The following is a 13680-nucleotide window of genomic DNA, read 5'->3' on the forward strand; positions in this document are numbered from 1 at the left end:
AATCAGTGCGTCGAACCCGTCAGGGAAGGTCTCAGGAAGCCGTCTTGGAGCCTGCGGGGGTCTTCGGAACAGGAGAGGCGGAGCGCTCGTTGCTGCCGAAGAGCGGCCGCCCTTTCATGTAGCCCGGGATCTCGACTCCGAAAAGGTCCAGAACCGACGGAGCGATATCGCTGAGGTTCGGATCGTCCAGCTGGATCGAGCGATTGCTCCAGAAGACGCCCGGCACGAGCCTGGGGTCGATGCAGTGGTCGCCGGACCAGCTCTTGGTGTTGTCGGTGAAAACGTCCTTCGAGACGGCACCCACGGCGCAGTCCCAGGAGTGCCGGAAGCCTCGGTGGTATCCGACGAGCAGCTCGGGCGCCATGTCGGCGTACGGGCCGTTGTGGATCTCCTGGGTCAGGAAGATCTCGTTGATGGCGTTCTCGCCCGTCTTCGGGTCGAGGAGCGCCTCCAGCTTCCCCTTGATCTCGGCGCAGAGCGCGTCCATCTGGGGGCCCTTTTCGACCATCCCGAGGCGCTCGCGTCCCTTGCGGTTGATGAAGATGCCGGTGAGGCCCAGCGTGAAGGCCCGGGTCTTCTCCCAGTCGACCTTCTCGAACCAGTCGCCCGACGTCTCGGCGCCGTCCTTGAGCACGAGGTAGCCCTCGTCGCGCAGCCACGAATTCAGGTTCACGCCGCGCTGGAAAGAGCAGAAGCCGTGGTCCGAAATCACCATCAGAACGGTGTCCGGATCGTCGCCGACCTTCTCCATGACCTCGCCGATCAGCTTGTCGGCGTTGCCGTAGAGCTCGGGGATGACGTTCTTGAACTCCTCGGTGTCCTTGCCCTCGTTCGCGGGGTGATCCGGCTCGAGGTAGCGGTAGAACATGTGGCTGACGCGGTCCGTCGTGTCGAACACCACGGTCACGAAGCCCTTCTTCGTCTTCTCGAGGACGTCCCAGAGCTGCTTCTTGCGCTCGTCCATGATCAGGTAGGCCTGATCCAGGAACGCGGCCTCGTCGATCACGCGCTCGTTCAGCGCCCAGGTGTCCTCGGCGAGGCCCAGGGTGGCGTACTTGCCGAGCATCTTCGCGAGGTAGATCGAGTAGACGAACGGGTGACTGATCGGCATCGCCGGGGACTCCGGATCGATGTTGATCGGCGTCACGTAGATGCTGACGGCCTCGTCGTCCCAGCGCTGGATTCGCAGGCGCGCGATGCCCTTGACGCCGGTGAACGGGACCTCCATCCAGGGCGTGTACTCTCCGATCCCGACGTGGACCGTCTCGTCCCCCACCGTGATGGCGGCCTTGCCGGTCGCGCGATCCATGGCGACGCGGAACGGCGACTTCATCGAGATTTTGTCAGGCCCCGGGGGCCCCTTCAGGTTCGACTCGACTGCATCGTCACGCACGACCACGCGGAAGCGCTGGCCGCCGGTCGCGGCCCCGAGCTTCGACTCGTCGTTCGTGTAGAAGCTGAAGGACCCCTGGGTGCCCTGGAGGTCCGGCACGCACATCCCCGAGAGCAGCGTGCCGTTCTTGAACTTCTGCGGCGGGAAGGTGATCGGAACGCGAATGATCGACGACCAGACCTGGTTGGCACCGAGGAGCTTCCAGAACGGCTGGCTCTTCTGGAGCACCTTGTAGACAGCGCGCTGGCCGAACGGGACCTTGGCGAAGCCCAGGTTGATGTTCCGGGGAACCGTGCTGGTGTCCGTCGACGACAGAACCGGCATGTAGGAACATGGGTCACGGGTCAGGAAGTCATAGATGTTGTGCCGCGAGGCGTCGACCCCGGTGGCGAACGTCGACCACGCCACCGGTGAGATCGACGGGATCGAGGTCCCGAGCGGGTAGTGGCAGCCCTGGGACCTGAGTCGCGCCAGGTTCGGCATGCGATCCGCGTAGCGCTCGGCCAGCTGGGGGTCGAATCCGTCGAGACCGATCACGACCACCCGCTTGACCTTGGCCTTGCCCCGGCCTCGCCGCGTGGCGAGCTTGAAAACCGCTTTGAGCGGCCAGATCAAGATGATCCCGAAGGCCATCAGGAAGGTGCCGAGCAGGACGAGGAAGGACCCCGCGACCGCGAATCCTGCTCCCGGCCCGATGTAGGCGAAAACGGCGTCCGTTCCCGAGGGAGAAGCGGCCTCGGCCGCGCTCGAACCGGCGGTGGCCAGGAGCATCGAGAAGCCCAAAAGGAGACCCCTCTGGACCGTGGGGACGGCATGTAAGCGGCTGTATTTCATCACGTGGTCACCGCGTAGTCCGCGGAGAAGGCACGCAGTCTACCGTCGGAGGATCAATGCGGGATCGACCGTCACCGGGGAACCCTTGAGACCGGATCTCCTGAAGTCTCGATTCCGGCGAGGCCGATGTGCAGGGAAGAGCTCCCCCCCCCCGAGGGCGCCGCCTGCCCCATCGACCACCGAGCCACCACGTGATGCAGATCTCGAACACTCCTGACCCTCACAGCCGCCCGATCGGGCGCCCTGGATCTTCCCATGGCCAAGGGCGGACCCGCCGGCGCCCCAGAGGGCACGGCTCGGCTGGTTTCACCCTGATCGAGGTCATGGTGACCGCGTCCGTGCTGCTCGTGGGGCTCCTGGCGATGACGTCCACCTCGGTCGTCGTGAACTCGCTCCGCCGCAGCGCGTCGGACCAGCAGCAGGCCCAGGCGGCCATGCAGGCGATCGTCGAAGACCTCCACGCGAGCGCCCGCGAGGCCGACACCGCTCCGGCGAACTGGGCGGGCGAGATCCTGAACGTCTACGGCCCCGGGGGCATCCCCGGAAACGTTTTCCCGGTTCAGGGCCTCGATCCCTGGGTCGGGGAAGCGGGCGTCGCGACGGTCCAGCTGATCACGGACGAGACCGTCACCGACGCCGTACTCGGCGTCGCTGCGGGCATGCCCCGCGATCTCGACGGAGACGGCGCGGCCAACAACAACGATATCACTGGCTCCGCGGCGCTCCTGCCCGCCATCGTCCGCGTTCGGTGGCGCGGCGGCGCCGGTCAGCAGCAGCTCACCCAGGTCGTCTATCTCCTTCGGTACTGATCCATGCACATCCAGAAGGAAAGAAAGCGGCTCGTGATCCGCCGGTTGGCGTCGGGCTTCACGCTCGTCGAGATGATGATCGCTCTGACGATCGTGTCGATCATTCTGCTCGCCACGGCCGCTTCGCTTCAGCGCGAAGCGGAGAGCGTCGGCCAGCTTCAGCGCTTGAGCTACTCCGAGCGACTGATCCAGGACCTCTTCACCAAGATCGAACAGCGCCTCGACTTTGGCCAGGGGATCAACCCGACCACGACGCTGGCCTCTGGCCTCAGCGGCGGCGGCACGGCTGGCCTCGTCATCCAGGATCACCTCGGCTTCCCCTACGAAGGCACCATCGTGATCGAGCCCGGGACGGCGTCGGAGGAACGGGTGACCTACACCACCCTCGCGCCGAACGTCTCCGAGCTCGCCCAGCTCACCCGCGGCGCCCGCGGAACCGCCTCCACGGGGCACCCGACCAACAGCCTCGTGCTCTGGGAAGGCGTTTCCTTCCCGATAGAGAACCAGATTGCCCCGGCCGCCGGCACGTTCGATGGCCAGACGGACGACCTTCGCGGGCCCGTCTTCTACCGCGGTGACGGAGTCGGCTTTACCTATCGTCGACCGGTCGATCCTGCTCGTACCGGCACCTTCATCGACGCCGGCGGCATCCGATGGGGCGCCACCGTCGGCGGAGCGGACACGACGGACGGCTGTGCCTGCCTCGTCTTCTCTCCCATCGGCGTCGTGACAGAAGCGGAGCGGAACTTCGATATCAACAACGACGGCGACCTCGACGACACCTTCGATCTGGGCGGGATCTCCGATCTCGCGTGGAACGCCGTCGACCCAGCGCTCGGCACGTCGAGTCTCGAGCTCGTCTCCCCGATCCTGCTGCAGGAGCGAGACAACTACGGCAGCGACCTCAACGGCGACGGCTTCGACGACCCGATGTTCCTCTGGACGCCGGATTCCGGTCGTCTGCGCATTCGCCTCTTCGCGCTCCTCGGAGATGTGAATGGCCGCGAGATCGTGAAGCGCTTCGAAACCGTTCTCTATCTGCGCAATGGCGCGGCGAACTGACCCCCCCAAAAAAAAGAGCCCAAACCCGGCGAACCAGTCCCCCCTGGTTGTCCACCGACCCATCTATCCCCATGCAAAATTTCAAGCGCAAGAAGAAGCTGATCAACAAGTCGCTTCAGCTGAAGATGATCAGCATCTTCACCGCCATCGGCTGCACGTGCGCGCTGTTCCAGGTGATCCTGGTGAACAACGGGCTCTTGAACATCGCGCGGTCCGCTCCGAGCGGCGGCGACCTCATCCTCCAGCAGGCAAGAGGGATGATGCTCGAGAACGTCGCCTGGACGCTCGGCGCGATGATTCCGTTGATGACCTGCATCGGCATCGTGCTCACCCACCGCGTGGCGGGCCCCGCCTACCGCATGACCGAGCACTGCAAGGCCATCGCGGAGGGCCAGCCTGCGACGCCCTGCAAGATTCGCAAGCACGACGAACTCCATGAGCTTTGCGACGCGCTGAACGCGGCGATCGAGCGCCTGGCACCCGCCAAGCGCGACGGAGAGGAGACGACCGAAAAGTGGAACCTGGAGGACGCACCGACGCTTCTGTCCGCTGGCTCGAATTCAACCGCTGATTCGATCGCGGACTCGTCCACGGAAGCGCCCAGGGACGAAGAAGAGGCAGCGGCGTAGTTCCCCGTGTAGGCCAGGGCGCGCCCAGCTCCGCCCTCCGGTGGGGGCCAGGTTTTCTTCCAGAAGGGGGCCGTTCAGCAGAAAGAGAAGTTCCGTGGCCCGTGGGTGAACGCCTTCCGTCCTCCGAGCATGAAGCTCGCCCGGAACCGTCGCTCCCAGGCGCCCAGACTCGCGCTCCTCCTTCTCTGCACTGCGGCCCCAGGAACATGGGCGTCACCCGCGGTGAGCCCCCCCGGCTCCAAGGAGCACGGAGGGAGCGGCAGGGACGTCGTACTGATCGTCGCGGACGACATCGGGCTGGATCGGGTCGGTGCCTATCGTGCGCATCCGGCGCCTGGACGAACCCCGAACATCGACCGGCTCGCCGCCAGTGGATTGCGCTTCAACGAGGCCTGGAGCAATCCACTCTGCAGCCCGACCCGCGCCACGATCTTGACGGGCCGGTACAGTTTCCGCACCAGGATCGGCTGGTACGTGGGCGAGGGGAACGCCACTCAAACGCTCGACAGCCAGGAGACGCTCATCCCAGAAGCGATCGCGAGCACCCACGCCTCGTTCGCCTTCGGCAAGTGGCACCTTGCGAAGCCCGTTGATCTGCCAGGTCACCCGCTCGAGAACGGCTTCCTCCGCTTCTCCGGAACCCACTTCAACCTCAACGCCGAGTCGTACTACCGCCAAGTCTGGTACGACGATCTCGTCCCGCGAGTCTCGTACGACTACGTCACGACGCTCACCACGGATGCCGCCATCCAGATCCCGTCGAGTCACGCCGGGCCTCGGTTCATCTACGTGGCTTACCATGCGCCTCACACGCCTTTCGAAGCGCCCCCAGACCGACTCCACCACTTTGACCTGACGGGTCTGGATCCTGAGAACTCGGCGAACGCCCCCATCTTCCAGAGGGCGATGATCGAGGCCATGGACACGGAGATCGGCCGCTTGATCGCGGCCTACCCCCAGGCGATCTTCATCTTCGTCGGGGACAACGGGAACACCGGCGTCGCCGTGGACGGCATCTACAGCGGTCGAAAGGCCAAACGAACGCTCTACCAGGGTGGCATTGCGGTACCACTGATCATCGCCGAGTTCGGAGATTCCCCCACGGTGGTGACCCACCGGGGATCGACCGACGTACTGGTGAACACGACGGACCTCTATGCGACGGTGCTCGAGATCACTGGCCACACGAGTCAAGCCCAGGACAGCGTCTCGCTCGTGCCCTACCTCCAGGGTCAAACCACGTCCATTCGGCAATTCGTCTGGGCGGAGCAGTTCCGAAGCTACTTGGGCCAAACCTACGTTCAACACGTACGAGCCGTGCGCAACGCGCGTCACAAGCTGATCCGGGACTCGAGCGTGAACCCCGAGGTCGATGAACTCTATGACCTGATCGCGGATCCCCTGGAGGAAGAGAACCTGATCCAGAATGGAGTTCCGGCGTCGCTCCGCTCGGTCTATCGCGAACTCGATGGAGCCATGTATCGATAGAGGCCGCCGCTTGCTCGCCGCGGCCCCTTTCGTTCACCGCTCACACGCGTGGCGGTACCGAACCTGGCGGTACCGAAACCGACCCAAATCTGGCGGTACCGAACCTGGCGGTACCGAACCCGACCCAAATCCGCCACGTTTTGGCGGTACCGAACCCGACCCAAATCCGCCACGTTTCGTCACCCGCGGGAATGAGGCGGATCAGGCTCGGGTTCGGTACCCTCGCAGCTCGTTGTACCGGGCCGATAGGCGCTGAGGCGATGCCGCGTGGTCACTGAGGAAGGGGATGGCGAAAGATTGGGCGCCAGGCTACGGTACGGAGCGCGTCGACACCCCACTTGGAGTTCCTATCCGTCTGGCGGACCGTCTCCAGGGGGACCTCGGCTCGGCCCTCCGGATCCAGCTCGTACCCGGCGACTCGATCGAGTGGGTTGTCGATCGCGCGCACCTCAATCGTCACGTTGTCGACGGGGATGAGTTCTCCCTGGGGCCGCTTCAGGACGCGCACCTTCGCCAAGGCCGGCTCGTGTATTTCCAGGTCGAGGGTCCGGGCTTCGCCTGCCTCCAGGTAGGCCTGCGCCGTGGCCATGCGCTCGGCGGTCTTGCCCCCGGACCAGCGTTCTTCGGCGACGATGCGAATCGGACCTGGGGGGAGACCCTCGATCACGAGGGACGCGTCGGCCTGCATCTACTTCGTCGTCACCATGTACGGATTCCAGTGGAACGCGTGGACGATACCCATGGTGGGGGGGGAAGCCCATCCGTGCGCGTGCGACCCACTATCTGTTCGATGGTTGGCCCTGCAAGCGCCGGATGCACCGCGATCTGGACGGGCTCCTGAATCAAGGAGGAGTCGGGTATCAGGAGGCTACTGGACGTCGCTGATCGTGGCGGTTGCGGATAGGTCCAGCGTTGCTCCTTCCGATGTCGCCCTGAATGGCTTGGGCTTCTTCGTCACCTTGAATAGCGGACCGCTGTCGAGGGTCCACTCTCCCAGTGGAAGATCTGCAACGAAGACCGTGGCGGTACCGAACCCGACCCAGATCCGCCACGTTTCCGTGGCGGTCCCGTCTGGATCCGCCCTCCTCGGGCATCCGTATGGCCGATGACTCTTTCGCAGGTCAGCGATTGAACAGGAAGCTCGCACTTCGGCAGCGCGAACGCGGTCATGGCGATCTCCGAAAGAACTCCGTGACGGATCGGGCGCGGGCTGCTCGTCGTCGAGAATCGCAGGCCTCTGAACACGTACTGCGAACGATGCTGCTGATCGAGCGAGGCCACCAGGAGCGTCCCGCCAGGGAAGGATATGGCCCCGGTGGTCTCGGCGACCACCCCGTAGCGCTCGCCGAACCTCGGCATGATCGCCCAGCCGCAACCGGGCTGGCCGTTGATGGCGCCGGCGAGGCCCCAGCCGTCATGCTTCAATGATTCCCGCGCGCTGCGAGGGGCGCGCGCTGGCTCACGCCCGGGTCCAGGACCGAGATCGCCGTGGCGCGAGCGAGGATCGGCCTGTCGGGCAGCGGCGAAACGGTAGCCTCCCAGGCCGCTTGCTCGGCGACAGTCTGGGCGCGCTGCTTGCAGGTCATCCCCTCGGCGCGCTTCCACGCGATCAGGGCCTCGTACTCGGATCGTGGACGGCGGACGTGATTCATCCGGGTCATCTTCCCGTTCAGGCGGCGGCTCTTCAGGTGGGGTTCAAGCCACGCCTGCGCGGGCCATCGCGCTCGGTGAAATGAGATCAGCCAGCACTCTCGGGGAGGGTGCTGGCTGAAAGTCGTGGTGAAGCGAACCGGTGGTACTCAGCTCTTTGGACCGGGCTGACAGGCACTGCCGCGTACTCGCCGCGGCCTCTTCCGTTCGAAGCTCACACCCTGGCCTGGATCACTCGGTCCAGGCGATTCCGAGCGCGCCGACTGCGGGCACCGCGCCGGTTTCGATGTCGGACTCCAGCGTCAGACGCAGCTGCACGTAGCGAGCGCCCTCGATCGAGTTCACGTTGCCTCGCCATTCGTCGCTCTCGATCGTCGTCGACAGCGAACGGAACGTGATGCCGGGGTTCTCGTCCCGCTCCCAGTGGGTCAGGACGGACTGGTCCCGCTCGTTATAGTAGTCGCCGTAGAGATCGATCTGCGACGCGTCCTCCAGCATGTCGGCGATGCCGTTCTCGTCGCCGTCGTTGTCATCGATGAGCCCGGAATTGCTGTACGCAATCTCGGACGCGCCACGGACGTCCACGGTCACGCTAACCCCGGGTGACTGGCCAGCGACCCCCGATGCGATCGGCTGAACGAACTGGCGATTCAACGAGACGGAGCCCGCATCGATCCAGACCGTATGGGCAAGACTCTTGCGCACCACGAAATCGGCCGCACCCAGCATGTAGGCGTTGTCACGGCCAAAGGTCGGCGCCCCGGGCGGGTTCGAAAATGGACTGAAGCCGCCATTCGCGCTGGTCTCCATGGAGGGATCCACGACGACGGAGTTCCCGGACGTGTCGACCCCCCCTGCGGAGAAAGCGCGGAAGTAGGGTCTGGAGGAGCTGTTCACCGCCAGGTTGATGTCCCAGCCATTCTGCCCGTTCGCCGCGAAGTCGGCGAAGGTCGCGAAGTCCAGGAGCAACGGAAGCCCGATGGTCCTCACCTCACCTGTCCGGAAGTAAGCGCTCGGTGGAATCGGCAGCCCGGTCGCGACGAAGAGAGACCAGGGCTCGACGCCTGCATTCTGCGGCCCGGCTCGCTCACGCAAGGACGAGTCCCGCCAGGTGTAGGTGCGCTTCGGCTCGTTCGCGACTCGGTTCATGGGGAAGGGAACCAGAGCCTGACCGGTCGGCGTCGTCTGTACGTCCGCCGGCGAGATGAGGTAGCCCAGTTGACGCGGATGCACGACCGACGGAGCCGCCGAGAGAAGCGAGTTCGTCTCGTAGACTGGCCTCAATCCAGAGTTCTGGAACTGCGGAAAGAGACTCGTTGGATCGATGTACTCATCGGGAGCGAATCGAGAGTGAGCCAGCTTGATCTCGAAGCCGGAGAACTGGTCCGGCACCACGGCCCCGCCAGTCGGTGCCCAGTAGAGCCCTTCGACGTCGATGTTGATCGTGTTCGGGTCGGTCAGTCCGAAACCCATGTCGCAGTAGCGCCAGAGCGTTTGCATCCGGGCACCCAGCGGATTGAACGGAGTCTGCACGCCCAGGGGGAAGCGCGTCTGCTGGGCGAGAACAGGGTTCGAGTTGTCGACGTTCCCCTGGAATCGAATCACCGGCCGAGGGCGAACCGCGCTGTCCCCGAAGGCCGCCTGGAACTGCCCGCCGAGGTCCGGTCCAGCGTTGCCGAGTTCGCGCGGGCCCTCGAATCCCAGCAGCACGCCGCCGGAGCGGACTGGATCCGCCGTCGGATCGATGGACATCGCGATCGACCCCGGCGACTCCAGGAGCGGATTGCCCGCGAGGTCCCGGACCGCATGGGGCCCGAGCCGCGGCGTGAGGTAGTAGACCTCGGACGCCCCTGCCGCGTGGGCGAGCGGCACTTCCGGACGCACGATGTACCCGCCGCTGTACGGGCTGAGCCCGAACGACATGCCCGACGCGACGACGGCGTCCCGCGCGTCGAAGGCGCCCTCCGGCTGGATACGGGTCCGGGTGATGAGCACGGACTCCAGCTCCTCTTCGCCCGAATCGGCGATCGGCTCGTTGAAACGAAGCTGGAAGGACGCTGCAGGGTCGACGCCGCGCGTCGGCGCGGAGGGGCTCCCGAGCGGATCCGGCGTGACCTGCACGAGGCACGCGACGCGCACGTCGTCCATGCTGACGTCATAGGGCGCCTGGTAGAACGCGGCCCCGAGTCCGTCCGTTTCCCACTGCTCGGGCCCGGTCCAGGTGGCCGGGAAGTCGAGCAGGCGAACCATCACGTTGTTCAGACCCGCGGCCGTTGCGGGACCGGAGTCCGCCACGACCTCGGCGACGACGCCGAGCTGGATGAGGATGTCCCCGGGCTGCGCGGGGCCCGCGCAGCCCGGGCTCGGGAACTGTATGCGCGGCAGGCGGAAGAGATCGGGCATCCCGAGCTGTTCCGGCGCGGCCGCCAGCTCGACGTCCGACTCGGCGACCAGCCGCGGCGCCACCTGGTCCATCATGAAGCCGCTGTAGGCGCCGCCGGCCGGGGCGATGCTGAAGGGGCGCACGAGGTCGACGCTGGCGGAGCTGAAGTCGATGCTGCCCGCACCCGCGCCGAGCGGCGCGCCGCCCGAGCTTCGAAGCGGGCTCGAAAGGCCGGTCAGCCCGACCGTCGGAAGGCGCAGTTCGGCGTGGGGAACACCCGCGCGTCCGGCGGGCGGGAGACCCACCGGGTTCGCCGGGACGCTGAACGCCATGCGCTCGGACTCGGCCGCGCTGACCGTGAAGTCGACCACGATCCGGGTCGAGCGGAACTGGCCCGTCGCCGCGTCGATCCCGCCGAAGAGTTCATGGCTTGCGATGCGCGCTTCGAACGGGGCGAGTGCGGGCGTGCCGACCCGAAGCATCGCGCCGAGCGCGCTGACGGACCCTGGGTCCACGAGGTCGTTGAAGCGCAGGACGAACGCCGCGTTCCGGGGAACCTCCGTGAGCGTACCCGCGCCGCTGGCCCCCGCATCCGAGAGGGGCGCGACGGAGGCCGCCGCGGCCTCGGCCAGCTCGAGGAAACGCGCTCTGCCCGGCCAACCGGCGTCCACGACCTCGTCGATCATGAGCCGATCGGTTCCAAGCACGGGCTGGGAGACGAGTCGAACCGCCCGGCCGTCGCCTTCGTAGCGCGTGCCGATCACGAAGTCGCGGGCGACGCGAACGTCGAGCCCGCGTGCGTTCTTGCCCCATAGCTCGACGATCCGCCCGTAGGCGACGGACTTGAGCTGGAACGAAGTAGCGCGCCCGCCCTGATGGGAATCCTGCAGGAAGAAACGGTCGATGGCCGACGCGTCGGCAGCGAGAGAAACGCCCGTCCCAGCTCCGCGGCTGGCGGAAAGGTGAGGCTCTTCGATCGATCCAGAGCCGGAATCAGAGCAGCCCACCAGAGTGGCGGCCAGAGCGGCGGTGAGGAGCTGGCAACTCCGAGCGGATGGAAACGGGGCTGGGCGGGATTTGGGTCTGCGCATGGCAAGTGTGGCAAATGGTTGGGAAGTGAGTAGGGCGTTGGAAATCGACTCTACCTTCAGGGGACAGCAAACCTTGCGCCACCCAGAACCTCGCCTCAGAGCCTCTGAACCCAGGCGGCGCCTCTTCCATGTGCGCTTTCGCAACTTCGGAGCCCCCGATCCAGCGGAGCGCATCGCACCCACGCGTGCCCCGCTCAGGGGAGACCCGACCCCTTCGAGGCCGTCCAGATCCCGAAGAACTGCTCGCGCGAGAGCCCCACGGCCATTGCCCGATGCGCCTCGGCAACGCGCTCCACGACCTGGGTCCCCGTCACGGGAACGATCCCCGACGGGTGCCGCGCCAGGAACGCGAACGCCGCGCCCGCGACGCCGAGACCGATCTCTTCGCCGACTTTCTCCAGCGCAGCTCGAACGCGGCCTTCGCGCTCACCCGAATGTCCGAAGAGGCGTCCCCCACCGAGCGGCGACCACGCCATCGGCGCCATCCGACGCTCCAGCGCCTGATCCAGCGTGCCGTCCTCGAACGGTTCGAGTCGGAGCGCCGAAGCTTCGATCTGGTTCGTGACGAGCGGCTCAGGCAGGCGGCTCTGGAGCATCGAGAGATGCGACGGCGTGAAGTTCGATACACCGAACGCGAGCACCTTGCCCTGGTCGCGGAGAGACGCAAACGCGGTCGCCACCTCGTCGGGATCCATGAGCGGATCCTGGCGATGCAGCAACAAGACGTCGAGGCGATCGGTCCCGAGCACCTTCAGGCTGTTCTCGGCCGAGGCGATGATGTGCTCGGCGCTCGTGTCGTACACGTGCCGCCTGTGAGCCGGTCGCCGCTCGTTCACCAGCTTGATGTCGCACTTGGTGACGAGCAGAAGCCGCTCCCGCAGGCCCGGCGCCTCGCGCAGCGCGTCGCCGAAGCTCTCCTCGACCGTGTAGCCGCCGTAGATGTCCGCGAGGTCGATCGTCGTGACGCCGAGGTCCGCGACCTCGGCCGTCCAGCGCGCGAGCTCCGGGGCCGTGAGACCCCACTTCGGCAGGCGCCAGAGTCCAGCCGCCACGGGAGAGAAAGTCGTGCGATCCGTCAATTCATCAGCCTGCGCCGCTGGCGCTCCATCACCTCGAAACCCTCTTCCCGCAGTCGCGCGTCGATGCGCGGCCCGGCGTCTGCGTTGCGCAACTCGACGACGAGGTCCACGTCGACCGAGCCGACGGGCACCTTCCAGCCCTCGCGATCGTGGCGCACGTCGAGGATGTTGCCGCGCTCGGACTCGACCGCTTCGAGGAGCCGCCGGAGCGTGCCCGGTTCGTCGGCCACGCGCAGCTTGAGCCGGTAGAGCGTCCCGCGCAGCGAAAGGCCGCTCTCGATGAGCCGGCCCAGCATCGACAGATCGATGTTGCCGCCGGAGATCACGCCGACCAGCGTGGAGCCGCCGCGGACCTTCCCGGCGAGCATCGCCGCGACGGGCGTCACCGCCGCCGCCTCCGCGACGACCTTGTTCTTCTCGAGGAGCTCGACCACGGCCGACGCGATCTCGGACTCCGTGACGGTCAGCGTTCGATCGACGAGCGCGCGCACGACCTCGAAGGTTCGCTTGCCGACCTTGCCCACCCGAATGCCCTCGGCGAGCGTCTTCGGGTTCTCGACGATGCGCTCCTCGCCTTCCTTGATCGACTGCACCATGGGCGAGGCGCCTTCCGCCTGGACCCCGATGATCTTGACCTCGGGCCGCAGCGCCTTCATCGCCAGCGCGACGCCCGCGATCAGCCCACCGCCCCCGATGGGCAGGATCACGGCCTCGACGTCGGGGACCTGGCGAGCGATCTCCAGTCCGACCGTTCCCTGGCCGTGGATGATCGCCCAGTCGTCGAACGGGTGGATGGCGGTGCGGCCTTCGATCTCGCAGAGTTCGACCGCGTGCGCCGCGGCCTCGTCGTAGTTCGCGCCGTAGAGCACGACCTCGGCGCCGTAGCCGCGCGTCCGCTCGACCTTGGTGATCGCCGTGCTCTCGGGCATGACGATCTTCGCGCCGCAGCCCGCGAGCTGGGCGGCGAGCGCCACGCCCTGGGCGTGGTTGCCGGCCGACGCGGCGACGAGGCCGCGCCCGCGCTCCTCGTCCGACAACATCAAGATCTTGTTCAGGGCGCCGCGAACCTTGAAGGAGCCCGTGCGCTGGAGGTTCTCCAGCTTGAGGTGAACGTCGGATCCGAGGATCTCGCTGAACGTGTACGAGTACACCGTCGGCGTCTCCCGGATGTAGGGTTTGAGCCGCTCCGCGGCGTCTCGAACGGAGGCGATTTCCGCCTCGAGATTGATGGGTTCCGTCATGGGTGGCCTCGGCTGGCCGGT

The 13680-nt window shown here is 66.3% G+C and carries 10 protein-coding genes; 4 read left to right on the plus strand and 6 right to left on the minus strand.

Features of this window, described 5'->3' with window-relative positions:
• Positions 1–31: 31 nt before the first annotated feature.
• Positions 32–2164, minus strand: coding sequence for an alkaline phosphatase family protein (locus Poly30_RS24205; RefSeq protein ID WP_419190605.1), 2133 nt, complete (start codon positions 2162–2164; stop codon positions 32–34).
• Positions 2165–2421: 257 nt separating this feature from the next.
• Between Poly30_RS24205 and Poly30_RS24210 the strand changes: the two genes are divergently transcribed.
• The 4 genes from Poly30_RS24210 (at position 2422) to Poly30_RS24225 (ending at position 6215) form a co-directional block, all read left to right on the plus strand.
• A complete protein-coding gene (locus Poly30_RS24210; protein WP_145203672.1) occupies positions 2422–3036 on the plus strand; it encodes a type IV pilus modification PilV family protein in 615 nt (204 codons plus the stop codon).
• Between the two features lie 3 nt (positions 3037–3039).
• Positions 3040–4098 (plus strand): PulJ/GspJ family protein, encoded by a 1059-nt coding sequence (locus Poly30_RS24215; RefSeq protein WP_145203675.1) that lies wholly within the window; start codon positions 3040–3042, stop codon positions 4096–4098.
• Positions 4099–4169: 71 nt separating this feature from the next.
• Positions 4170–4727: a methyl-accepting chemotaxis protein gene (locus tag Poly30_RS28895; RefSeq protein ID WP_419190607.1), complete on the plus strand. Its 558-nt coding sequence runs from the start codon at positions 4170–4172 to the stop codon at positions 4725–4727.
• A gap of 129 nt (positions 4728–4856) precedes the next feature.
• The gene (locus Poly30_RS24225) at positions 4857–6215 is read left to right on the plus strand and encodes a sulfatase-like hydrolase/transferase (RefSeq protein WP_145203678.1); all 1359 of its coding nucleotides are present in this window, start codon (positions 4857–4859) and stop codon (positions 6213–6215) included.
• 271 nt (positions 6216–6486) lie between these two features.
• On the opposite strand, the gene Poly30_RS24230 is transcribed toward Poly30_RS24225, so the two are convergent.
• The 5 genes from Poly30_RS24230 to ilvA all read right to left on the minus strand — a co-directional run bounded on the left by Poly30_RS24230 (position 6487) and on the right by ilvA (position 13659).
• Complete coding sequence (locus Poly30_RS24230) at positions 6487–6903, minus strand: hypothetical protein (RefSeq protein ID WP_145203682.1); 417 nt, start codon at positions 6901–6903, stop codon at positions 6487–6489.
• A gap of 733 nt (positions 6904–7636) precedes the next feature.
• On the minus strand, positions 7637–7867 hold the full coding sequence (locus Poly30_RS24235; protein ID WP_145203685.1) for a hypothetical protein: 231 nt from the start codon (positions 7865–7867) through the stop codon (positions 7637–7639).
• A gap of 229 nt (positions 7868–8096) precedes the next feature.
• Positions 8097–11255 (minus strand): hypothetical protein, encoded by a 3159-nt coding sequence (locus Poly30_RS24240; RefSeq protein WP_145203689.1) that lies wholly within the window; start codon positions 11253–11255, stop codon positions 8097–8099.
• Between the two features lie 278 nt (positions 11256–11533).
• On the minus strand, positions 11534–12418 hold the full coding sequence (locus Poly30_RS24245; RefSeq protein ID WP_145203692.1) for an aldo/keto reductase: 885 nt from the start codon (positions 12416–12418) through the stop codon (positions 11534–11536).
• Positions 12415–13659 (minus strand): threonine ammonia-lyase, encoded by a 1245-nt coding sequence (gene ilvA / locus Poly30_RS24250; RefSeq protein WP_145203695.1) that lies wholly within the window; start codon positions 13657–13659, stop codon positions 12415–12417. Before ilvA ends, Poly30_RS24245 begins: the two co-directional genes overlap by 4 nt.
• Positions 13660–13680 lie beyond the last annotated feature (21 nt).

It is taken from the genome of Saltatorellus ferox, assembly GCA_007751475.1.
Lineage (GTDB): Bacteria > Planctomycetota > UBA1135 > UBA1135.

Coding starts and splice junctions, on each gene's coding strand:
- Poly30_RS24210 (WP_145203672.1), top strand. CDS start 2,422: ATGCAGATCTCGAACACTCCTGACCCTCACAGCCGCCCGATCGGGCGC.
- Poly30_RS24205 (WP_419190605.1), bottom strand. CDS start 2,164: ATGCTCCTGGCCACCGCCGGTTCGAGCGCGGCCGAGGCCGCTTCTCCC.
- Poly30_RS24225 (WP_145203678.1), top strand. CDS start 4,857: ATGAAGCTCGCCCGGAACCGTCGCTCCCAGGCGCCCAGACTCGCGCTC.
- Poly30_RS24215 (WP_145203675.1), top strand. CDS start 3,040: ATGCACATCCAGAAGGAAAGAAAGCGGCTCGTGATCCGCCGGTTGGCG.
- Poly30_RS24235 (WP_145203685.1), bottom strand. CDS start 7,867: ATGAATCACGTCCGCCGTCCACGATCCGAGTACGAGGCCCTGATCGCG.
- ilvA (WP_145203695.1), bottom strand. CDS start 13,659: ATGACGGAACCCATCAATCTCGAGGCGGAAATCGCCTCCGTTCGAGAC.
- Poly30_RS28895 (WP_419190607.1), top strand. CDS start 4,170: ATGCAAAATTTCAAGCGCAAGAAGAAGCTGATCAACAAGTCGCTTCAG.
- Poly30_RS24230 (WP_145203682.1), bottom strand. CDS start 6,903: ATGCAGGCCGACGCGTCCCTCGTGATCGAGGGTCTCCCCCCAGGTCCG.